The sequence below is a fragment of the Nocardia sp. NPDC051900 genome (assembly GCF_044452545.1).
GTDB lineage: Bacteria > Actinomycetota > Actinomycetes > Mycobacteriales > Mycobacteriaceae > Nocardia > Nocardia sichangensis.
In genome coordinates, this window is the sequence record NZ_JBITBU010000002.1 from 419,982 (window position 1) to 441,983 (window position 22,002).

The 22,002-nt window shown below is 70.1% G+C and carries 8 protein-coding genes (1 of these 8 cut by a window edge); 4 read left to right on the top strand and 4 right to left on the bottom strand.

The features are described from left to right. The 4 genes from ACIA5H_RS04405 to dtd form a co-directional block, all read right to left on the bottom strand. Positions 1–16,688, bottom strand: the 5' portion of a protein-coding gene (locus ACIA5H_RS04405) for a hypothetical protein (RefSeq protein WP_397073842.1). It extends 15,127 nt beyond the left edge of the window; the window shows 16,688 of its 31,815 coding nt (coding positions 1–16,688); its start codon is at positions 16,686–16,688; its stop codon lies beyond the left edge, outside the window. A 37-nt stretch (positions 16,689–16,725) separates the two neighbouring features. Beyond that, the gene (locus tag ACIA5H_RS04410; protein ID WP_379251988.1) at positions 16,726–17,226 is read right to left on the bottom strand and encodes a YbaB/EbfC family nucleoid-associated protein; all 501 of its coding nucleotides are present in this window, start codon (positions 17,224–17,226) and stop codon (positions 16,726–16,728) included. Positions 17,227–17,244: 18 nt separating this feature from the next. Continuing rightward, positions 17,245–17,568 (bottom strand): hypothetical protein, encoded by a 324-nt coding sequence (locus tag ACIA5H_RS04415; RefSeq protein WP_356964778.1) that lies wholly within the window; start codon positions 17,566–17,568, stop codon positions 17,245–17,247. Between the two features lie 184 nt (positions 17,569–17,752). Continuing rightward, positions 17,753–18,196 (bottom strand): D-aminoacyl-tRNA deacylase, encoded by a 444-nt coding sequence (dtd, locus tag ACIA5H_RS04420; protein WP_397073846.1) that lies wholly within the window; start codon positions 18,194–18,196, stop codon positions 17,753–17,755. A 166-nt stretch (positions 18,197–18,362) separates the two neighbouring features. Here dtd and ACIA5H_RS04425 point away from each other — a divergent pair, with 166 nt between their 5' ends. From ACIA5H_RS04425 to ACIA5H_RS04440, 4 genes are all read left to right on the top strand, one after another. Further along, the gene (locus tag ACIA5H_RS04425; protein WP_397073848.1) at positions 18,363–19,886 is read left to right on the top strand and encodes a hypothetical protein; all 1,524 of its coding nucleotides are present in this window, start codon (positions 18,363–18,365) and stop codon (positions 19,884–19,886) included. Between the two features lie 348 nt (positions 19,887–20,234). Next, on the top strand, positions 20,235–20,693 hold the full coding sequence (locus tag ACIA5H_RS04430; RefSeq protein ID WP_356964781.1) for a DNA-directed RNA polymerase subunit beta: 459 nt from the start codon (positions 20,235–20,237) through the stop codon (positions 20,691–20,693). Positions 20,694–20,749: 56 nt separating this feature from the next. Then, a complete protein-coding gene (locus ACIA5H_RS04435) occupies positions 20,750–21,121 on the top strand; it encodes a DUF4254 domain-containing protein (protein WP_379251985.1) in 372 nt (123 codons plus the stop codon). Positions 21,122–21,156: 35 nt separating this feature from the next. Continuing rightward, positions 21,157–21,954: a class I SAM-dependent methyltransferase gene (locus ACIA5H_RS04440; RefSeq protein WP_397073852.1), complete on the top strand. Its 798-nt coding sequence runs from the start codon at positions 21,157–21,159 to the stop codon at positions 21,952–21,954. The last annotated feature ends 48 nt before the right edge of the window (positions 21,955–22,002 follow it).

Here is a 22,002-nt window from a genome sequence, read left to right on the forward strand (position 1 = left end):
TCGACGTCCACCCACACCCGGTCCGCGACGACATCCTCCACCACCAATGTGTGCCGCAGTGACGTGTCGGGCGCCTCGTCGCCGGTCACCCTGGTGAACCGGTCACCGTTCTCCGCGACGAACACCTTCGGCGGCCGTCCGGGCAGCCACGCCACCCGGTCGGTGAGCCAGCTGCCACCGGCCTCGCGAACCTGCCGATCCATCAGGTCGTGCCCGACTCGCGCCGCGAGTTCGAGGGCGACGTCGTCCCGGGCCGCTACCGCGCGCACGCGATCGGCGGCGAGTTCGCTGAGGATCCGCAGCTGAGCGTCGAAGTCGGCCAGCTGGTCGTCGCCGAGCTCGCGCCGCGTGCGGGCGAGTTCGCGCAGGTGGGCGAGCACATCCGCCCGATCCTGTGCCAGCGCGCTGCGGTCGAGCGCGTTGTGCTCGGGATCGAATCCGTCGAGCTTGCGTACCAGTTCATCCCGCATCGCGTCGATGCGGCCGATCTCCCTGGTGTGAGCCGCGTGCCTGCGCACGAGGTCCTGCGTCTCGCGCGCGGCCTCCGCTGTCGCCGGCCGGTATTCAGCGGCCGAGCGCTCGTGGTGCTGGGCGGCGTCCCAGTCCCGGCCGTGCGTGCTGCGGGCACTGGCGCTCTCCTCGGCGGACCACGGCGGGTCGAACAGGTCACCGGCGAGCAGCGCCTCGACGCCCGCCTCTCGTCCCCGTTCGCGCAACCGGTCGGCATCCATCGCCGGGTCGGCCTCTTGCGCCCGGGCCACGGCCGCGTCGTAGGCGTCGAGGTACTGCCTGCGTACCGCGCGCTGGTACTCGACCTCGACCGGCGCCAGCGCGGTGGGCCGGCCGGGATACCCGGCGTTCTCCAGTTCGCGCAGGAATTCCGCCTGCCTGCCGGTCGCGACGGCATCGGCGCGCAATTGCGCCGTGACGTAGTCCTCCCGTGACATGCCCCGGATCCGGGACGGCGTGACCTCCACCTGCCCTGCTCGGATCGCCTCGGTCAGCGCGGCCACACGCACGAGTTCGCCGGCCAGCTCCACCTGTCCGCGGTCATGGGTGTCGAGCCGGATGTCCATGGTGCGGCGGTCGAAGGCGTCGGCCGCGCCGATCTCGTCGCCGAGGTCGGCGAACCGCACCCGGGCGCCCTCCGCGCGGAGCAGTTCCGCCGCCTCGCGACCGACGGCGGACTCTTCGAGCACCTGCCACACTTGGGCCGATTCGGCGTCGACCCGGCTCAGCTGCCACAGGTCGTCGGCGCGGACTTCGCTGTCGGCGCGCTCCGGCTGGTCGGCCGCGTCGTCCGCCGCCGGTTCCCGCTGGTTGTCGTCGACCCGCTCGCGCGATCCGGTGGCGTCCGGCGTCGAGTGCGTGTCCGCGTCGGCGAACTCCGGCTCGCTGAAACGCACTGTCGGCGCGGGATCGCCTGCTTCGACACGTATTTCGGTGAAGCCGTGCTCGGCCGCCAGCTCGCCGAGGAGGGAGTCGCGCATCGTTTCCTCTGGCGTCCGGTAGAGGTCCGGGTCGTGGCCCGGGCCACCGTCCCGGTGCCATTCGCCCCGGATCTCGGTCACCAGGTGCCCGAATTCGGACATCGCGCTGCGGAAAAGGCCCGCGCCGTCGGCCGGTCTGGTGGCGGGCTGTATATGGACGCGCAGCACCCCCTCGGTGTCGACGGTGACGTGGATGCCGCCTTTGCCGTTGGGGTAGAGCCAGGTGTTGCGTCGGTCGTATTCGCGGACCACGGTGTGGTCGTCGCCGACCGGCGTGATGGCGTCGGGCGGCGGCACAGGGGCGATGTCGCGCGCGTGCTCGCGTACCCGCGCCAGCCGCTGCATGGCCAGGTCGTGCCAGTCGGTGCGGCCGTAGCGCTCGAACTGCGGCCGCAGCGCGGCGACCCGTTCGATGAGGATGTCGACGGCCTCGCGGGTCAGCTCGTTGTCGCGGTAGCGGACGCTTCCGTCGGCGTCGCGGGCGAGGAATCCTTCGGCGAACGGGCTCACCGCGTCGCGGGCCTCGGCGCTGTTCTCGAAGGCACGGCTGTGGTCGATGCCCGCGAGTTGCCGGTCCGGCCCGGCGAGCCAGCCGAAACGATCCCGGTCCGGGGGCCGGACCACGGTGTCGAGCAGGCCGAGGGCGCGGCCGGGAATCGAATCGGCGTAGCCGAGTTCGTGCGGATCGGTGAAATCGCGGTGCCGGTCCCCGGCCGGTTCACCTGGCATCACCTGCTGGTAGACGACGTTGGGCTCGTGCAGTACCGACTCGGGCACGGGGGCGTCGACGGCCCGGCCGAGCGCCCCGGTGAGTACCTCGGCGACGGCGTGCCGCGGATTGACGACGATCTTGCGGATCAGTTCGGTGCCGTTGGCGAACCGGACCAACTCGACGCTCCGGGCGCTGTGCGCCGAATCGCCCTCGCGCAGTATCGTCGCGCCGATCTCGCCGGAAGCCAGCGCATCCGCCACGACCTGGTCGAACGAGCGGGTGCCGTGCGCGGCGTCCCAGGCGTCGCCGTAGAAATCGGCGTGGGTCCGGTCCGGGCCGACGGTCTCGGCGTCCATCAGCGGGCGCAGCGCCTCGAACGCGGCCTCGCGGGCCTTGTCCTGCAGATCCTCGGGCCAGGCGTCCGGCTCCGCCGCCCGCGCGGCCGCGTGCGCGGCGTCGTACGCCTGGATGTACACCCGCTCGAGTTCGGTCTCGGGGATCTCGTGCCGCGCCGCGCGCAGTTCGCCGATCGCCGCGAATTGCATGATGCGCGCGGCCGTCTCCAGGTCGAGCATCGCGCCGACGTACGCGCGGCGCGACGACTGCGTCCGGAGCCGGGCGGCGTCGGGCATGTCCGGCGCGTGGGCCAGATCGGCGAGCGTGCCGCCGCGCACCAGGGCGAGTATCTGCTGGGTGTCGGTCAGGCCCGGATCGAGAACCAATCGCCGTTGCGCGGGGTAGTAGCGATCCGGCGCGCCCGATTCGTACTCGACCCGCACCTTGTGCTCGGTCAGCGCCCGATCGATCTGCCTGCCGATCTCGGTCCGGGCCAGTTCCGCACGGAGACGGGCGGTCCGCTCCGCTGCCGCGGTCCCGGCGAGATCGCGCGGCGTGACCGCACCGACCGGGTCGCTCGGCGCGATCGGCCCTGGCTCGTCGACGGATCGGACGCGCACGCGGCCGAAGTCGTCGATCTCCACTTCGAGGAACCGGCGGTCGACATCGTCGCGGCCGAGCAGCGCGGCCGCGAACGGGTCGCGCTCGGCTTCCCGCATGACTCGCTCGTGGTCACCGGCTTCCGCGGCGATCACCAGCCGGTCCGGCTCGCCCGGCACATGAGCGACGTGATCGGTGAGCACCCGGGCGCCCGACTCACCGCGGATGGCCGCGCCGAGCACGCCCCGCGCGGCCGATGCGGCGAGACTGTGCTGTTGCCCTTCGAGCCGGGTCCCGGCCTGGTCCCGCAGATCCGCCGCGTCGCTCAGCACACGCAGATCGTCCTGCCTGCGCAGCGATTCGGCATCGTGGTCCGACCGGGTGGCCGCGTCCTCCGCCTCCCGCAGCGCCCGATCGATCGTCGATCGGGAGACGTCGCGGGTGCCGAAGAGCGCCTCCGCCCGGCGGGCGAATTCCGCGGCGGCCTCCCGCGCCCGCAGCCTGGCGTCCTGGCGGGTCAGCGCGCCGTGCCACAGTTCGTCCGCGGTGGTCGGCGAGAACGGATGGTGCCTGCCCGCCTCCGCCGCGCCGTCGCGGCCGACGTTGGCCTCGTCCCAGATGTTTCCGTAGTAGTCGGCGTAGTTGCGCCCGTTGTTCCATTCCGTCCGGCGCAGCGGCTCGCGCAGCGCCGCGACGCCGAGATCGTGGGCCTCGGTGCGGGTTCCCGCGTTGTCCCAGCGCCGCCGGGACAGCTCGCGGTCGAACGCTGCCCGGTAGTGCTCTTCGAGCGGATGTTCGGCGATCTCGTAGCCGAGCGCGCGCAGTTCGGCCGCGAGCCGGAAGTGCCTGCCGCTGGCGGCGGCTTCCTCGTCGACCATCGCGTCGACGAATTCATCGCGCGACATCGCGCGGATGCGCTCGGGTGTGTTCGCTGTGGTGCGCTGGAGATGACGTTGCGCGTGCAGCGATTCGTGCGCCAGAGCCAGCGCCTGGCGCACGTGCGAATTGCCCGCGGTGAACGCCAGCGCCGACAGTTCGCGACGCCGGAACTCGCCGGTCCGCCCGTCCGGCGCGGTGTCTTCGTAGCCGGTGCGGATCGGGCCGCTGTCCAAGCTCGCCAGAATCTGTTTGCCGTAGTCGGTCTGCCGGAGCAGGGCGCGGACCTGGTCGTCGTGGGTGTCGAGAACCAGGCGGTCGTTCGTCGGCGCGTCGACGGCACGGCCGATTCCGCCCTGCTCCGCGTGGTGCAGCAACAGATCGTGCAGCGCGCGTACGGGTTTGCTCGCCGGACCGAGATCGCCGAAGTGGTCGCGCAGCACGACTTCGGCGAAAGCTTCGGCCACCGCCTCGTGGTCATCGAGCAGGCCGTCCTCGTCGAGGCTGTACCCGCTGAGTTCCCGCAGCCACTCGCCGAAATCACCGTCGGGGTCCGCGGCGGCCAGCTCGAGCAGATGGCGCTCCGCCCGCATCCGCGCGGCGAGACCACCGGCGTGGTCGAGCACGTGACCGTATTCGTGCACCGCGACGGCGAAAACGGGCCGCCGCGACATCATCGGCTTCAGTTGGTCGTTGCCTACGGCGTTGTGCACCGCCGCACGGAAGTCGCGTGCGCTCGTAGCGTGCTCGTGACTGAGGACGATCGCCTTGGTGAAGACCTTCTTGGTGACGTCGTCGATCTGACCGTCGGCCCACCCGAGCTCGCCCCGCTTCAACTCGCCGATGCCGACGCCGCGCAGGTCGACGTGCGGGAACCGCTGGTGCATTTCGACCACGGCCCTGGCGTATTCGCGCACCACCTCGGGGTTCAGGCCCGGCCGGTCGAACCCGAACACCTCGAACCCTGGGTTGCCCGTGGCCTCGCGCAGCCGGTCCCGCAACAGCTCGCCGACCTCGTGCGGACTCAGCTGCGACCACTCGTCCGCGGTCGCGGCGCCGAGCACCTCCGTATCGGGCGCGTCCGCCGCGATGTCCTCGGGCGGATGGGAACCGCGCGGGGACTCGTCCGCCATGCGGTCCCGATCGACGTGCGGATCGTCATTCCCGGACCGCTCGACGCGGTGCGGCTGTTCGCCTTCCGGCGTGCTCGCCCTGCCCGGCGTCAACCGATCGATGAACCGGCCGAACCTGCCGCGCGGCGCGGCGCGATCCGCCAAGTCGGTGGAGCCGTCGCCGAGCAGCTCGATGATCCGCGCGACCAGCTTCTTCCGGTCGGGCGCGGACAGGCCCCGCAGATGCGTGGACAGAACATCGGATTCCGATCGGTTCGACAGCGGAGCGGGCACCCGCCAGCCGCCGTTGCCGTCGGGTTCCAGATGGATGCTCAGCACCGTCGACCCGACTCGGAAGATTTCCAGTTCGTGATGCGACGGGCGTGGTATTCCCGAGTCGCTGGGCAGCGCTATCCGGCGGGTGTACAACCGGTGCGCTACCTCGGCCGGATGCGGCGGCGTCAACGGCGGATCGGCGGCGGCAGCGGTGCGGTGCCCCGCCTCGTGGAAGCCCTCGGTCAGCCTGCCCGGCACGTGGAAACCCTGGCGGCTGGTACCGCGGGCCTTCTCGGCGTCTTCGGCGGTGTAGAACGCGTCGGGTCCGAGTTGTCTCAGCCACTCCTCGAACCCGAGATGCGTGCGGCCCTCCGCCCGGTAGCGCAGATAGTGCGCCAGCATCTCCGTGAGCGCTTCGGTCCTGCTGGGGTGACGGTACGGCCCCTCCGCCGCCGTGACGGTGATGTGGTGCATGGTCGGCAGGCCGCCTGCCCCGCGCACCGCCTCGCGGTAGTCGAGATAGTGCGACCGGTCCCAGAGCACGTCGGCGAGTTCCGGGTGGGTCGCCGCCAGTTCGCGCAGGGCGTCGATGTGCTGTCCGGGTTCTGCGACGACCACCAGGCGCGGCCGCCTCCCCGGCTCGGAATCGGCCGGGTAGCGCGCGACGCGATCGGTGAGCCGCTCCGGATGCGGCTCACCGTCGAATTCCTGATCCAGAACGCGCCGGGCGAGTTCGGCGTCGTCGTCGCGCCCGATCTCGCGCGTCGCGGGGTCTTCGGAGCGCGGCGCGATCCCGTCCTCGCGCGCCTGCGGATGACCCCACCGCGACTCGTCCTCGTTGCCCGCCGCGCGGACGACGTCGAGGGCGATCTCGGCCCGGTCCAAGCCGACCCGGTCGAGATAGCGCCGTACCGCCTCGCGTCCCGCCCGGTGGGCGGCCTGCTCCGGCGGCGGAGCCTCGGGGTTGCGGCGATGCGCCTTCTCCGCCTTGGGGTACGCCTTGTCGTAGGCCTCGGTGTACGCGCGTTCGGCCGGGCTTACCGGGACGTATTCGCCCAGATCGCGCAGCATGCGCAGGCTTTCGATCTCCAGCGCGACATGCGTGGCGCGCTCCCCGACCCTGGCACGGCTGTCGCGCGCCTGCGCGTCGGCATCGACGACGCGTTCGGTCGGCGCGATGCCGTGCGCCCGATCCCATGCCGCCCCGAAGTGATCGCCGTAGTCGCGCCAGTCGACGTGCGGCCCGAGGTGGTTCAGGTGCTCACGCACGGCGCGCACACCGGCGCGGAAGGCGGCCCGGTGGTATAGCGGGAAGGACCGGACGACGCCGGACTTCCAGTACGTCTTCTCGGCGTACCGCAGCGCGTCGTCGTAGGCCTTGCCGTAGGCGCGTTCCAGGTCGTCGACGCCGATCCGGTTCGGATCGATCATGCCGGTGTCGTCGGCGTTGCCCGCGTACATCAGGGCGTACGCCTCGGCCATCCGGTCCAGCATCAGGTCGACGTATTCGTCGCGGGAGAGCGTCAGCCGCGCCAGCGGTTCGCCCGCTGCCTCGTTCACTTGCTCGGCCAGCCGCGCCGCGCGCACCAATTCCGCTGCGTGCCGCCGAGATCCGGCGTCGGATTCCAGCACGACGGTATTGGTGACCGGGTTGTAGCCCGCGTCCGGCCGCAGTCCGTAGCGCCCGCTGTCCATGCGACGGATGCTCGCCTCGGACTCGGCGCTGAACCGGATGTCCACCCCGAGCCGCTCGAGCACGGCCGCCGCCCATCTGCCCTGTCGACTGCCGCTGAGTTCGACCAGTGCCTCGTTCCGCAATGCGGCCGCGTGCTCGGTGATCGTCCGCTGGTGCGTCCCCTCGTCCACCCGGTGCCGGGGCGGATCGGCCGGCGCGGGCGCGTCGGCGGCGTCTCGGAGGACGTGCAGGTCACCGGATTCGTCGAGGTGCACCCGGATGTCACTGGGTGGCGGTTCTCCGGCCAGGGCGGCGCGGTCGGACAGGTCCCGCCGCACGATGTCGGTGATCTCGCCCAGTACGCGGGCATGCTCCGTGGTCGCCCGCGTGTGCTGCGCGGTCAGATCCGCGAGCAGCAGCACGTAGCTGGTGCCATTCCAGATGTCGATACGCTCGGACCGTTCCCGGACCAGGTCGAACTTCTCCTGCCGGGTGGACGGGATCTCGTCGTCGGGAAGGTTGAATCCGTCCTGCAGCCGCCGGAACGCGCGATCCCAATCCGCCTCGATGCGCGCCAGCTCGCGCCTGGCCGCCGCCTCCGTCCGCTGGAGCCGATCCAGTTCGCGGGCCGTCGCGAGATCGGAGGGAGCGTATTCCGCCGCCCCCTCGGGTGAGCGGTGCGCGGCGTCCCACTCCTCGCCCGCCTCGTGCCGTCCGCTGACGCCCTTGCGTGGATCCTCCGGTGCGTCGAATCGCGGATCGGCCAGCAACTCGGCCACGCCCGCCGCGCGCCGTCGCTCGCTGTCCACGCCCGAATCCGATCGCGGTTCCCTGGCATCCAGGTCCAGCACCTGACGCAGGTCCGCGTCGGCGCGGTTGCGCACCTCCTCGAGATCGATCACCCGCAGCGACGCCCGCTCCAGTTCCGACAACCGGTCTCGCCAGGCGCTCGCCTGGTCGATCCGGATCCTCCGGCCGTGCAACTGCTCCATGGTGTCGGCCAGTGCGACGCGAGTGCTCAGTTGCCCGTCGTCCGCCAGGCCGCGAGCCGCCTCCGCGCGCAGCGCCCGCGCCGCGTCGACCGCCGCGGCCGCGGCGTCACGCCGGGCGGTCAGCCGAGCCGCCTCCGCATCCCGGATCGCCCGGCGCGCCGGGTCGTCCACGAGGCCATCCGGCTCGACGGCCCGGTCGAAGACATCCAGATAGGCCGATTCCAGCGCGCTGCGCTGCGCGGCATCGATCACATCGCGCACCGGCCCGCCGTACGGGTCGTAACCGGCCTCGCGCATCTCCCGGTGGAATTCGGCTTGGCGGCCGAGCGCTTCGGCCTCCACCCGCACCCGCGCGGCGACGTGATCGGCGCGGTCCAGCGCGCGGATCCGGGCCGGGTTCACCTCGAGTCTGCCCTCGGCGACCGCACCGGCCAGCTCCGCCGCCCGCACGACCGCCGCCGCCTGCGCCAGCTGGTCGCGGCCACGGGTGCCGACGAACACTTCCATCGTCCGCCCGTCGAACCCGTCCGGCTGTCCGGGACCGTCGCCGGGTTCCTCGAACCGGATGGCGGCGCCGAGGTCGCGCAGCCGGGTGAGCGCTTGCCTGCCGATCTCGCTGCGCACCAGCACTTCACGTACTTCCGTCGCGGCCACATCGGTCGGGCGATGGTGCCAGCCTGCCGGTTGCGCCTCGTCCGGGCGGACCAGATCACGCGCGCCGTTCGCGTCGCTACCGGCGGTGACGGGTTCGGTGAGGTCGGCGGGCTGTGCATCGGTTCGGCGGCGCGGCTCGTCCCCGTCCCGGGGGTCCTCTGCCCGAACCGCGTGTCGCTCGGAGTTCTGCGGCGCTTCGACGGCGTCGCGTTCGAACCCGCCCGGCTCATCGCGCGAGATGAACCGCTCCAGCCGCAGCCCGTCCATGAACCGGCCGAGCCACCCGCGGCGGCCACCGCGGTCGACCGCTTCGTGCAGCAGGCTGTAGGCCACCCGCGTTGGCTCGCTGACCTGGAACAGGCCACGCGACTGCACTTCGGCGAACGCCTCGGCCAGCGCCTCCGCCGGGTTGAGCTGCCCGGTCTTGTCGAAGCTGTATCCGCTGAGGTTGTCCTTCAGCCACGCCAGGTAGCCCTCGGTCGTCGGTTCGCCCAGATGCTTGGACATGTAGTGGTTCAGCAACGCGGCGTCGAGCTTGCGCCGGGCGTAGCCACCGCTGCTGATGTCGAGGATGTGGCCGAACTCGTGGACCGCCAGCGCATGGACGGGCCTGCGGGTGGCGCTCGAATGCAACCATCCCGATTCGACGCTCTCTTCGACGGCCTTCCGGAACTCCGTCGCGCTCGCGGCATAGCGCTCGTTGATCAGCAGGTCGTCCGCGTATACCCGCCGGGTGCCGTGCTCGATCAACTGCCCGGTTTCGGCGAAGACGCCGCGCGGCAGCTCGCCGACGACGATTCGGCGCAGGTTCGCCTGCGGGTTCCGCTCGAACATCTCGACCATCGACCGGGCGTATTCCCGCAGCACCTCCCCGTTGAGGCCGGCCCGGTCGAAGCCCGTCACCTCGAACTCGGCATTGCCCGTGATCCGCCGCATCGTGTCGCGCAGCTTCTCCCCGACCTCCGCCGGACCCAGCCGCGACCACTCGTCGTCGAACGGCGCACCGAGCAGCTTCGCATCGCCCTCGACCGCATCGATCAACCGGTCGTACAGCATCCGGACCGGCTCGGCCACGTTGTCGCGGCCGTGGGCGACCACCTGGACCAACGCCTCGGCCATCGCCTCCGACGGTTCGATCCCTTGGGACGTCAGGCTGTAGCCGCTGAGGTTGTCGCGCAACCATTCCGTGAAGCCGTCCATCGTCCGGTTGTCCGGATGGTTGTCCATGTAGTGGTCGAGCAGCTGGTCCTCGGCTCCGCGCCTGGCGGCGTTGTCACCCGCGAATTCCAGCGCGTGCCCGAACTCGTGCACGGCGATCGAATACGCGGGCCGCCGCAGCACCGCCCGGTCGTACAACCCGTCGCCGACCCGGTCGGTCATCGTCTGCCGCAGGTCCCGCGCGCTCGCGACGTATTTCGGGCTCACCGTGATCGACTCGGTGTAGTGGTGCCCGTCCTCGTACCCGGAACGCGCCTCCGCGATCGCCTTGTCCGGCAAGTCGCCGATGCCGATGCGGCGGATGTCGACCTGCGGGAAGCGCGAGTGCAGGTCGACCATCGCGCGGGCGATCTCGCGCACCGCCTCCGGGTTGAGACCGTCGCGGTCGAAGCCGAACACCTCGAACTGCGGGTTGTCCGTCATCCGGCGCAGGTCATCGCGTAGTTTCTCGCCGACCTCCGCCGGGCTCAGGCGCGACCATTCGTCATCGGTCGGTGCGCTGAGCAGTTCGGTGTCGAGAGCATGCGCCGCAGGCTCGTCATCCGGCGTGCGTGGCGGCGTCGGGTCGCCCGCCGGTTGCCCCGGGTGCTCCCCGACCGCGAGATCGGGATGCGCGTCCGCGGCGACGAACCTGGTCGCGCGCGCGTCGTGCAGCGTCCCCTGGATCAGCACCTGGGAGAACTGGTCCGGCAGATCGAAGATCGGCTTGTACTTCCAGGACGCGCCCTCCGGCGGCGCCCCGGTCCGCCATTCCAGGATCACCCCGTCGCCGTCGGCGAATGCCTCGGCGGCACTGCGCGTACGCGACCACGACGTGGTGTCGCTCTCGGCGGCGCGGCGCTGGGAGATGTGCTCTTCGGCGGACAAGTCCACGGTTCCGCGTGGCACCGCGCGTCCCGAAATCGCCTCGCGATACGACGGATTCGCCGACCCGTCGGGCAGCAACCGGGGGATGCCGCGATACAGCGGCGTCCCGTCCTCCGGCAGGTCGCCCTCGAATAGGACGTCCCCGTCGCGACCGAACGAGTCGTCGGGGTCACGCGCTCGCGAACCGTCGTTCGGAAGGTCGATGTGGTCGGCGTCGAGCGAGAGCGGCGCGTCGCTGTTCTCCGGCGGCTCGGCGGCCAGCCGGGTCAGCAGGTCGTGCAGCGCTCGGGCGGGCGCGCTGACCGGTTCGTCGTCGCCACGGAGCACGTGATCGGCGAACGCCTCGGGCAGCGCCTCTTCCGGCCGCAGGTTGCCGTCGCGGTCGAAGCTGTGGCCGCTGAGCTGGTGCAGCCAATCCTCGAAAGCGAGACCGGGGTCGCGGGTGTCGTCGTCGAGATAGCGCTCGTACAGGTGTTCCTCGGCGCGATGGCGTGCGCTCTGCTGGCTCGCGTGGTCGAGCGCGTGCCCGTATTCGTGCGCCACGACGGCACGGACGGGACGGCCCAGAACTTCCGCGGAGAACCGGCCGTTGTCCACACCGATCCGCATCCGGTCCCGGAAGGTCTGCGCACCGGTCGCGTGGTCGTAACTGAGGACGATCGATTCGGTGAACATGCGGCCGGACGCGTCCAGCCGTGGCTGCGCCATGCCGATCACCTCGGGCGGCAGCCCGCCGATACCGATGCTGCGCAGGTCGGCGGACGGGAACCGATCGACCAGATCGACCATTGCCCTGGCGTATTCCCGCACCACCTCGGGGTTCAGACCGTCGAGGTCGAACCCGAAGACTTCGAAGTCGGGATTCCGCATGGCGTCGCGCAGATGCTCCTGCAGCCGCTCGCCGACCTCCTCCGGACTCAGGTGCGACCATTCGTCCTCGCCCGGAACGCCGAGCAGCTCCGCATCGCGGGCGGCGGCCACGTCGCTGTCGCCGTCCTGCGGAGGGACCGACGAATCGTCGGCGTCCCGCGCCGGAGTGCCGGTGTCGCGCGCCGAGGCGCCGGTATCGCGTACCGGAGCGCCGGCATCAGGTACCGAGGCGTCGGCGAGCGGCGCTCGAGCCGGTGTTCGCGCCAGCGCGGGCGATTCGATGCCGCCGATGACATCGACCCGCACCAGCGCGCCGTCCCGATGAAGGTTGAACTCGCGCGAGGTGACAACGCCATTCTTGGTGGCGTGCACCAGGTGGTACTCGACCTCCAGCGTCCCGTTCCGGTGCGCCTCCAGCAGTTGCTCGCGCGCCTTCGACAGCGCCCGCCCCGCAGCGCTGTCCGGGTCGACGCCGCGCGCCGCCATCTCCTCGGGCGTCTCGGTCAGAATCCGCCGCAAGTTCTTGTCGATCGCGGCCGTGCGGCGCAGATACTCCGGCGAACCCTGTTGCGCTTCAGCTACTTTCGAACCGCCAAGGTCCCAGTGGACACCTTTGGCCTCGATCACCACCAGTTTCGGCGGACCACCGTCGGCGCCGGGAACCAGCACCGCTATGTCGACGGTATCGGCGCCATCGATCGCGCCATCGAACGGCGACAGCAGTATCGCCCCCGGCCGCGCTTCCGAGTCGAGCCCGAACGCCCTGCCCGTCAGTTCGCCGAGCGTCTTGGACGCCTTCACCAGCAACGGACCCAGCCGGTTGAACTCCGCGGCGTTGCGCTCCATCTCGCCGAGGCGATCCAGCTTCGCCTGCTTCTCCTCGTCGGAGAGGTCGGACTCGAGAATCTCGATCTCGAGTTTCTCCACGCGCCCGGGGAGCTTCTCCTCGGCCAGATCGCTGATCTTCTTGATCTCGAACTCCGCCATGTGCCGCTTGACCGCGTCATTGGCCTTGTTGCGCTGCGCCTCCACCGTCGCCCGCTCGGTGACCGTTTCCGCGATCTGGGCTGCGATCTTCGCGTCGACCACGGTGTACGGCTGCTTGTCGCCGGGATCGGCCATGAACCGGTAGGGGCGGTTCGTCAGCGGATCGCTGAGATATTCCTTGGTCAGCTCGTCGTGCAACCGGAAGCTGTCGTCGCGGTAGGTGCCCGCAGCGTCGTCTTCGTGATGCCACGTTCCGTCCGGATCCCGGTAGGAGTCGGGCCGATCACCGAACTTGTGCAGCACCCCGTCGGCGTCGCGGTACATACCGGTGGGCACATCGTCGTCGCCGTGCTCCGACCGGTGCTCGGCGTCGTCGGATTCACCGAGGAAGTCGGGCGACTCGTCGAGCGCCGGAGTGCGGTCGCGTGTGGGCCGCGCGCCGTCGCCCTCCGCATCACCACGATCCAGCGGCGCCACCTTCCGATCACCCGGTTCCGGCACTCCCTCGCTGTCGCGCGGCGGACCCGCCAGATCGGATGGCCGATTCGCTTCGTCAGTGGTGTCCGGGTCGCGGTTGCCCGGCGGAACACGCTCCGGGTCAGATGCATTCGAGTCGTTGCGCGAGCGCGCCGGGTCCGGCATCGGGTTCGATGCCGAGCGCGGCGGTATCGGGGCATCGTCCGCGGGACGCCCACCGGCGACCCTCCACCAAGTGTCGGCGTTCTTGCGGAACTCGCGGGCATGCCATTCGGCCTGTCCCGCCTTGATCCGCAGCGAGCGTTTCGTCACCCCTTCGGGCAGATCCGCCTCATCGATTCGGTCGATCAGGTCACGCAGCCGCCGCGCTTGCTCGGCGGCCCGCCTGGAGTGCATGTCGGCCATCTCGGCGCGCAACCGCGCGCGGAACTGCTTCGGCGTCTCGCCATCGCGCTGACCCGCGATCTCGCCCTCGGGACCATAGATCGGCCGTTCGTCGGCCGGTCGCACCCGCGGGTCGGAACCGCTCGGCGGCACCACCTTTCCCGCACCGTCGAACAGGATCGCCGAAACCGAGCGGAGGTCCGACGGCACGTCCGGCGGGAACCCCTTGCGGCTCTCCGCTCCCGGGTCGGACACCTCGATGCGGAACTCGCCGGTGTCCGGATGCATGCGCACGGTCAAGGTGTAGGCGTGCGCGCCGACCCCGTGCTCGTCGACCGGACCGGTGTATTCGTCCACCACGAGGGCGCGCGGTCCACGGCCTTCGGCGACATCGCGCGGGTCCATCCCCGCCGCCATCCGCAGCAATTCGTCGGCGATGCCCTGGTGACGAGACTCGTCCGGCCCGCCGTCCGGGTAGTCCCAGAGACGCCCGCCCGCGGCCTCCTCGATTTCACGCAGGGACATGCCGCGCTCGCCGACCGGCTCGTCCGGAGGCCGGATGGTATCGCTACCGGTGGCCTCCTGGAGTTCCGCGAGCGACAGCCTGGCGCACTCCCCGCGATTCTTCGGATGATTTTGTTGCGCATCGGAATCCGGATCGTCCCGCGTCGTCTCGTCGGTGTCCCGGCGAGCCTGGCCGTCGGTGTCCGCACTCCGGCGGCGGGTCGGGCCATCAGCATCCCCGCCCGGGCGGCGGGCCGGGCCATCGGTATTCCCGCCGGGGCGGCGCGCCGGTCTGGACTCACCTGCGTCACCGGCGAGCGGCAGCACAACCGGTTCCGCGGTATCGCGCCTGCCGTGGTCGGATTCCGAGGTATCGCGTGATCGCGACGCCTCGCCCGGTCGATCCGCATTCGCCTGACGCGTCTCTCCGGCCGGGCGCGTCCCGCCGTCCTGGCGCGTCTCCCCGACCTGACGGGTCGCCCCCGCCTCCCGCCTGGCTTCGGCTCGCGGCGCCTCGGAGTCGGCCTTGCCCGCACGCACCCCGGCCTCGTCGCGACCGGAACCGGCGGCGCGATCGGCCACACCGGCCCGGCCCCTGTCGGCGGCCGCCCTGCTGTCCGGGTCGGCGGCCTGGGCGCGCGAATCGGCGGACGACGCGGGCCGTGCGTCGCTCGATCCCGGCGAAGCAGGAGACGCGTGCGTCGCGCCCGGCGCGACACCAGTGGACGGCGGCGTGCTCGCGATACTCGGTCCGGCGTGTGGCGACGCCGGGTGGCCGGTCAGCGGAGCGCCCACGACCGGTGCCGCGCCCGTCGGCGCCGTGTCCGATACCGATCGCGTCTCCGTGTTCTGCACGCCGTCGACGGTGCCGCGCTGGGCGACCCCCGGTTCGGTAGCCCTATCATGCTGACCAGCGGCGATATTCGGCTCTTCGGACCGACCGGCTCCGGCGCCGCGGTCCTGTCTTCCTTCGTCGGCGAGCCCCGCGCCGGTGTCGGACGCCGACCGCTCACCGGTGGACCGTTCCCCCGACGACGAGTGCTCGCCCGACGTAGACCGCTCACCCGACGACGACTGTTCACCCGACGTGGACCGCTCACCCGACGACGACTGTTCACCCGACGTAGTCCGCTCACCAGCCGACGACTGCTCGCCCGACGTAGTCCGCTCACCAGCCGACGACTGTTCACCCGACGTGGACCGCTCACCAGCCGAAGACTGCTCACCAGCCGACGACTGCTCCCCCGACGACGCGCGCTCTCCAGACGACGCGCGCTCGCCGGACGTGCCCTGCGCCCCGGTCTGCGCCGGAGTGCCGGGCTCACCACTCCGCCCGGCGTCGTTGCCCTCCGACCTCGCGCCATCGGAGGCCGCGCCCGAAACCCGATCTCCCCCGGACGCGGTGGCGCGCGACGTATCCGTGCCGCCGGAGTTCGATGAACTATTGCCGGCCGCGGGCATTCCGGCGCGCGGTGCGCCCGCACCGTTCGTCGCCCCGGACGTGTCCGACGCACCGGAAGTGTTCCCAGCGCCTGGAGCCAGACTGCCGTCGCCCGCGCCGGTCGTTCCCGCGCCGTCGGGCCGGTAGCCCACCCGCGCCCCGCCCGCGTCGGCGAAGAGATTGTTCAGGCGGGTTCCCAAGTCGGGACGACTCATCGTGGTCGGCATCATCTTGTTCCATATGTGCGCGGAACCGACCTTCGCGACGCTGGTCATCGCGCCGTTGGAGGCGCCCGCGGTGAACATCCGCCAGTCGACCGGCGTGTTCCCCAGGTTCTGTAGCGCCTGGTCCAACCCGTCGGTCGCGACATCGAAGCCGAACTGCGTCGCGGTCGCGCCGACGAAACCCGCACCCGCGCCGACCAATCCCGCCGTCGTCCCGGTGATGATGCCGTGCAGGAACGGATTGAACTCCGGGCCGAACCGCCGGGTCAGCGCGTGGCCGAGTCTCTCGCCCAACGGCCCCGCCGCGGCGCCGCCCGCCGCGGAGCTGACGGCGGTGACGACGACCTGTTCGGCGTTGATGTTCTTGCGGTGCCCCTGCTCGACCTGATAGGCCTGCACGCCGAGTTCCTGCATGGTGCCGAGGATCGTGTCGATCGCGATGTGCCGGAGCAGGAAACTCACGAACCGGTTCGCCACGATCCGGCCCACGCGCTGGATCACCGCCTGCACCAACCGCTGACCGATGATGCGGACCGCGATCCGGGTGGCCGCGATCGCCGCCGCGTCCACCGCGGGCTTGAACGGGCCGGACGCGAACGACGCCGCCAGTTCCCCCGCCAGCAACGCCAGCGACGACCAGTACATCAGCTTGCCGTACTCGATCTCGGTGCCGACGTCGTAAGCGGAGTCGCCGATCTCCTTGAAGTAGTCGGCCAGCTTCGACAGCGTCTGGTCGTCCTGCGGGTTGCCGCCGCCGAATGTCAGGAAGCTGTCGAAGGCCTTGACCATCTCCTCGTAGCCGTCGCCCGAGGGATAGGCGGTCATCGACGCGCTCTTGGCCGCCACGATGTCGGGGATGACCGAGCGCAACTCGGACGCGGCGGTCCGCCAGTCCCCGCCCAAGGCCCACATCTGATCCTCGTTGCCCTCGGGCCACTCCATGCCGACGATCGGCTCGAGGTATTTCAGCGCGCCGGGCAGCTCGATGGCCATGCTCAGCTACCTCGACGGCCCGGTGCGGCCACCGAGCTCACCAGCTGGAATCGGTGACCGATCCACCACGATCGCGTTCTACCGTCTCGGTATCGGTGAAGCGCATGCCGCTGCCGTCGGAGAACTCCCTGCGCTCCCGCGCGTTCGGCGGCGCCGTCGGAGCCGGGACGGGTTCCGGAGCGCGCACCTCGGGCATGCCCTCGACCAGATCGGACAGCTTCGGCATCCGGGCCCGATGAGTGTCCAAAGGGGCCATGAGATCTCGTGTCTTGCGGGCCACATCGGCGCTGGCCTGCTGCGCGGCCTCGGTGACCGCTTTGGCGATCTCGGCATGGCTGAGATCCTCGATATTCGGCCCGAACTGGGTATCGATCACCGTGTTGTCGGCGTTCACGACCACCGTCACCCGCTTGCCGCGCACCGTCGCGCGGCCGGTCAGTTCGGCGCGCTCCTGCTGCAACCGTGCGATGATCCGCATCTGTTCTTGGACGCCGTCGAGGATGTCGGCCAAGTCCGCCTTGGCTTGCTCGTTCGTCATCGGTCGGTGAACCCCGGGTCAGCGGATGCCGTCGCGGTTGCCGTGCTCCATGTCGCGCAGCAGATTCGCGGTCTTCGTCTGTCCTTTGCTGAAGTTCTCGAACGTGCCCGCCATGTTTCGCGCGCCCTTGATCAGGTTGTCCCTGGTCGTGGTGTAACCGCCCGAGCCGTCCGGGCCGTTGGCGAAGTTACGGCCGATACTGTCGTTGCCCCAGCAGTTCCCCCGCGCCGCGATCGACGTGCTCAATCTGTCTATGATGCCGGTGATCCGGTCCTGGACATGCCCCGTCTTCTGGGCCGCCTTGCGGAACAGATGCTCATCGAATTCGACATTGTCCGCCATCGCGTCCGCTCCTCCACCCTCGAGTCCTTCCCACCCACGGTAACAGCGGATGACTAATCACCAGTGACGTCAACGTGAACGGGAAATTCCTCGATGTTTGCGGGCAGACTCCGCGCCCAGGTCGAGCGAGGCGCGGATCACCAGATACGCTCGGAGCCCCCGATTTTCGGGGCAAGACAACAGCTCACAGCTCCACCATAAGGGTGACCGGACCGTCGTTCACCAGGTCGATGTGCATGTGCGCGCCGAACCGCCCGGTGGCCACGGTTGCGCCGAGTTCGCGCAACGCCTCCGCGAAGTGCTCGATGAGTGGTTCGGCGACAGCGCCGGGCGCGGCCGCCGACCACGACGGACGCCTGCCCTTCTTCGTGTCCGCGTACAGCGTGAACTGGCTGACCACCAGAATCGGCGCGCCCAGGTCCGCCGCCGAGCGCTCCCCGTCGAGGATTCGCAACCGCCATACTTTGTCGGCCAATGCCCGCGCGGTCGCCTCGGTGTCGGAGTGCGTCACGCCGACCAGGGCGACCAGGCCGTGCGGGAGGCCGTCGACCACCGGATCGATGCTTCCGACGACCTGCTCGCCGAGCGTCACCCGGGCCGATCTCACGCGCTGTAGAAGGGCTCGCACAACCCTCGATCATGCCTTCCGCCATCGCGTCGGCCGCCGGGCGGGTCGCCGACCGCCGAACGACCCGGTCTGCCTGGCGGGATACAGGTGCGCGCGGGCGGCAAGCGTGACAAACTCGGTGCGCAGAAGAATGTGTTGCGCGGTTGCCGCGCGTTGGCGGAGGATCATGCTGGAAACGAGGAGCGCGATGGATCTGGACGCGATGGAGCGTCAGATCGCGGCGGATCGGTATGCGGCCCTCGACCGGACGGTCGAATCCGAATTGCGCTTGGCCACCTCGCTCGGCGAACTCGCCAAGGGGCTGATCGCCACCAAGAACAACGGCTCGACGCGCGACCGCACGAGGGAAGCGCTGGCGCCCGCCGAAGAAGCGGTGGCGATCCGCCTGCGCCTGCTGTCCAGGGGCCAAGTGCTCACCGCCCGTCTGGCCGGGGAACTGAACGACGCGCTGCGCTCCTTCGAGCAGGCGGCACGGCACAGCGGGCGCAGGGAACTGGCCACCACGACGATCCGGCGCGCCTGTGATGTCTACCGGCAAGTGGCGCGGGCGCATCCGGAAGTCGCGGGCCCGTGCGCCGACGGCCTGTCCAAGTGCGGTGTCTGGCTGGGCAGGCTCGACCAGGACGCCGCCGTGGCCGCGACCGAGGAGGCGGCCCGCATCCGCGCCGGCCTGGCCGCGGCGAACCCGGAGTTGTCCGGCAAGTACCTGGCCAGCTTGAGCACGCTGCTGCGCACGCTCATGGTCGGCCGGTCGCGCAAGCAGGCCATCGCCATGTACCGGGAGCGGTACGCCGCGTTCACCTCCACCAGCATGTCCATCCGGTTGCGCGCCTGCGGCATCCAGGACCTGGATCTCACTCCCAAGTCGCACCGGGCGCTGGTCGAACTGGGCTGCCGCACCCTGGAGGGAGCCGGACGGCTCACCCAGCAGCAGATCATGTTCAAATCCTCCGGCGACCTGTCGACCGTCGAGGAGATCAACTGGAAGCTGGCCCTCGTCGGCCTGCGACCGCTCGCGCCGGGCACCGAGCAGGATCAGCCGTCGACGCCCGTCCAGATCGGCTCCACCTTCGGCGCGCTCAGCGTCTACGTGCCGGAACGGGACGCCATCGCCCAGGTGCGCGCCGCGATCATCGCGGCCTACGCCGTCGACGACGCCTATCCCCTCGACCGCGAGAGCTATCTCGGTACGCCCGAGTCGAAGTGGAAGATCCGCGAGCCGAAGCTGAACACCTCCGCCACCCTCGGCGACGACATCGTGCTGATCGACCAGCCCTACGGCGGCTGGGTGACGGTCATGAGCCTGAACTGGGAACTCACCCCGGTGGCGAAACATCCGCTGGCACTGCGCCTCTCCCAGGACTGGCCGGTCGCGGCGATCACGGTCACGGAGGACGTGGCCTACGAGTTGTGCTGGTACGAGCGCGGTACGGCCACCCAGTACGCCGCGCTCGGCCGTCCTGCCGGGCAGGCTCCCCTCGACAAACCGCTCGCGCCACTCGATTTCGAGACGCTGGCCTTGTACAACCCCGACCGGGCGACGGAGAGCAAGCTGCGCGCGGCCTTCGGCAACACGAAGGTGTTCGCCAACCTCACCTACCTGCCGGATTGCGGCCTGCGCCAGATCAGTGTCGACACGCCGTTGTCCGAGCACGGCGACCGCGTGCTGTACTTCCGCACGACACCCTGAGGCGCGCTGCCGCGGTATCGATTTGCGGCAAGGTAGCGCACCCGTCAGCGACGGCGCTGAACAAAACTCCCCGCGTTCTCGCCCCGCATCTGCACAGGTCGTTCGACCAGGAATTACGTACGCCGAGTTGAACGCGGGGCGTCCCCGCGCACCCTACCGGTAACCGCACCCGCCGGTAACCGGCGGGCGAACGAATTTCTCGAGAACTAATTGAACGGAATGTTTGATCCGCTCCATGGAGTGCTCTACTGAGACAACGCCCGCACGATGAACCGGATCACAAGCACTGGTGCCGCAGCGCCGTCCGGGCGGCTTGGAAAAAGTCACACGAAGCTACCCGAGGGCCCTATGGACCAACTGGCGTTGGCGGATACCCCGACCGCCCGATGCGCCTACTATCGACACACCTGCGACCTGCCCGCCGGAGTCCATCCGGAGATAGGCCGAATCGTCCTCCGCGCCGGATTCGTCGGCGCGATCACGATGCCCGCCGCGTTGGGGCAGAAAGTTCGCGACGATCTCACCCATCGCCGAATAGCGTTGGGCCCGATCGTTTCTCACGTTCGGTCCAAACGGTGGACCTTCCTCACCCGCCCCGACTTACCCGACGACGTCCGGCTGTTCGCGGAACTGTTCCGTCTCAACGTCTCCATCGTGCCCTCCGGCGGTGAGATCGCACTGCCGTCTCCCGCCGTGGCCGACGCCGACTATCGGCACTGGATCGTGGCTCCCGAGAACGGTTTCCGCCCCTCCGGCTCGTCCATCATCGACACCGTACGGTCCTGCACGAGAACGGCCGGGCGATGACCACCGGGGCGGTTCTTCCAGCGAAACATCAAGTGCTGCAGGCCTGCCGAGGCGAGATGCACGAGAGCAACCCGATGCTGCGCTGCGCACACGAACTCACCACGTTGCACGAACGTAGGCTCAGCGCGGGACCCGAATCACTCGGCGAGATAGACGCGTTGCGTGCGAGCCTGATTCACGACATCGATCGCTGGATCACCACGCAATTGCCGCCAGCCCACGGCGCGGCGCACGTGCACACCGAGACCGTCGGCGCCGTGATCGATCGCCTGGCCCAGTTCACCGCGAACGCCTACGCGGCGCTGGCCAGCAGTTCGGAATGGGATCTGTGGGACGCCTGGCAGCGCCTGGCCGAACTGGCCGTCGGTTACGACGACCTGGCCGCCGAGGTCTGCGCGGGCGTGCGGAGACTTCCCGGCGCATCTTAGGTCCGTCGCGGCTCCCCATCCGTAGAGTGAAACGGATGGGGAGTCCGGACGACTACGAAGAAAAGCTCGCCTTGCACACCAGAAGGGCGAGTTCGTTCGGCGCACATGCCGCCGCGTACGCCGAACACCGTCCCGATTATCCCGCCGCGGCCATCCGCTGGGCGCTGGCCTCCGTCGCCCACCGGCGACCGTTGACCGTCCTCGATCTCGGCGCCGGAACCGGCAAGCTGACCGAGGGTCTGCTCGAAGCAGGCGCCACCGTGATCGCCGTCGAACCGGACGAGCACATGCGCGCCGAACTCGCCCGCCGATTCCCGGACGTCGCCGCCCATGCCGGTACGGCCGAAGCCATTCCGCTCGCAGACGATTCGGTGGACGCGATCTTCGCGGGGCAGGCTTTCCACTGGTTCGACTTGGACCGTGCCTATCCGGAGTTCCTCCGAGTGCTGCGGCCCGGCGGCGTTCTCGCTGCCTTGTGGAACACCGACGACAGCTCCGTGGAGTGGGTCGCGGGGCTGAAAAAGGTGGCCGGATCCAGCGTATCCACGCCCCCGCCGCCGAGCGGACAAGTGGCGCTACCCGACCACCCGCTGTTCCGCCGGCACGTGTTCGAGCGGTCGACCTTCCCGCACCGACATCGGCGCACCGCAGAGTCCCTGACCGCGACCATCGGTACGCAATCGCACACGGTGGTGGTCTCCCCCGACGAGCGGACCGAGGTGCTCGCCCGGATCAGGGCCTATCTGCTGGCGAGGCCGGAGACGGCCGAAGGCGAATTCGATCTGCCGATAGTCACTTTGGTGCTGCGAACGACTCTGCGCCGCGCGGATTGAACGGCTACTTACGCACACGGAATAGCCAGGCCACAGCGTTGTCCGCCC

Bases quoted from the DNA above. Each gene is read 5' to 3' on its own strand.
- ACIA5H_RS04430 (WP_356964781.1), top strand. From the start codon at position 20,235: ATGGACCAACTGGCGTTGGCGGATACCCCGACCGCCCGATGCGCCTAC.
- ACIA5H_RS04440 (WP_397073852.1), top strand. From the start codon at position 21,157: ATGGGGAGTCCGGACGACTACGAAGAAAAGCTCGCCTTGCACACCAGA.
- ACIA5H_RS04410 (WP_379251988.1), bottom strand. From the start codon at position 17,226: ATGACGAACGAGCAAGCCAAGGCGGACTTGGCCGACATCCTCGACGGC.
- ACIA5H_RS04425 (WP_397073848.1), top strand. From the start codon at position 18,363: ATGCTGGAAACGAGGAGCGCGATGGATCTGGACGCGATGGAGCGTCAG.
- ACIA5H_RS04435 (WP_379251985.1), top strand. From the start codon at position 20,750: ATGCACGAGAGCAACCCGATGCTGCGCTGCGCACACGAACTCACCACG.
- ACIA5H_RS04415 (WP_356964778.1), bottom strand. From the start codon at position 17,568: ATGGCGGACAATGTCGAATTCGATGAGCATCTGTTCCGCAAGGCGGCC.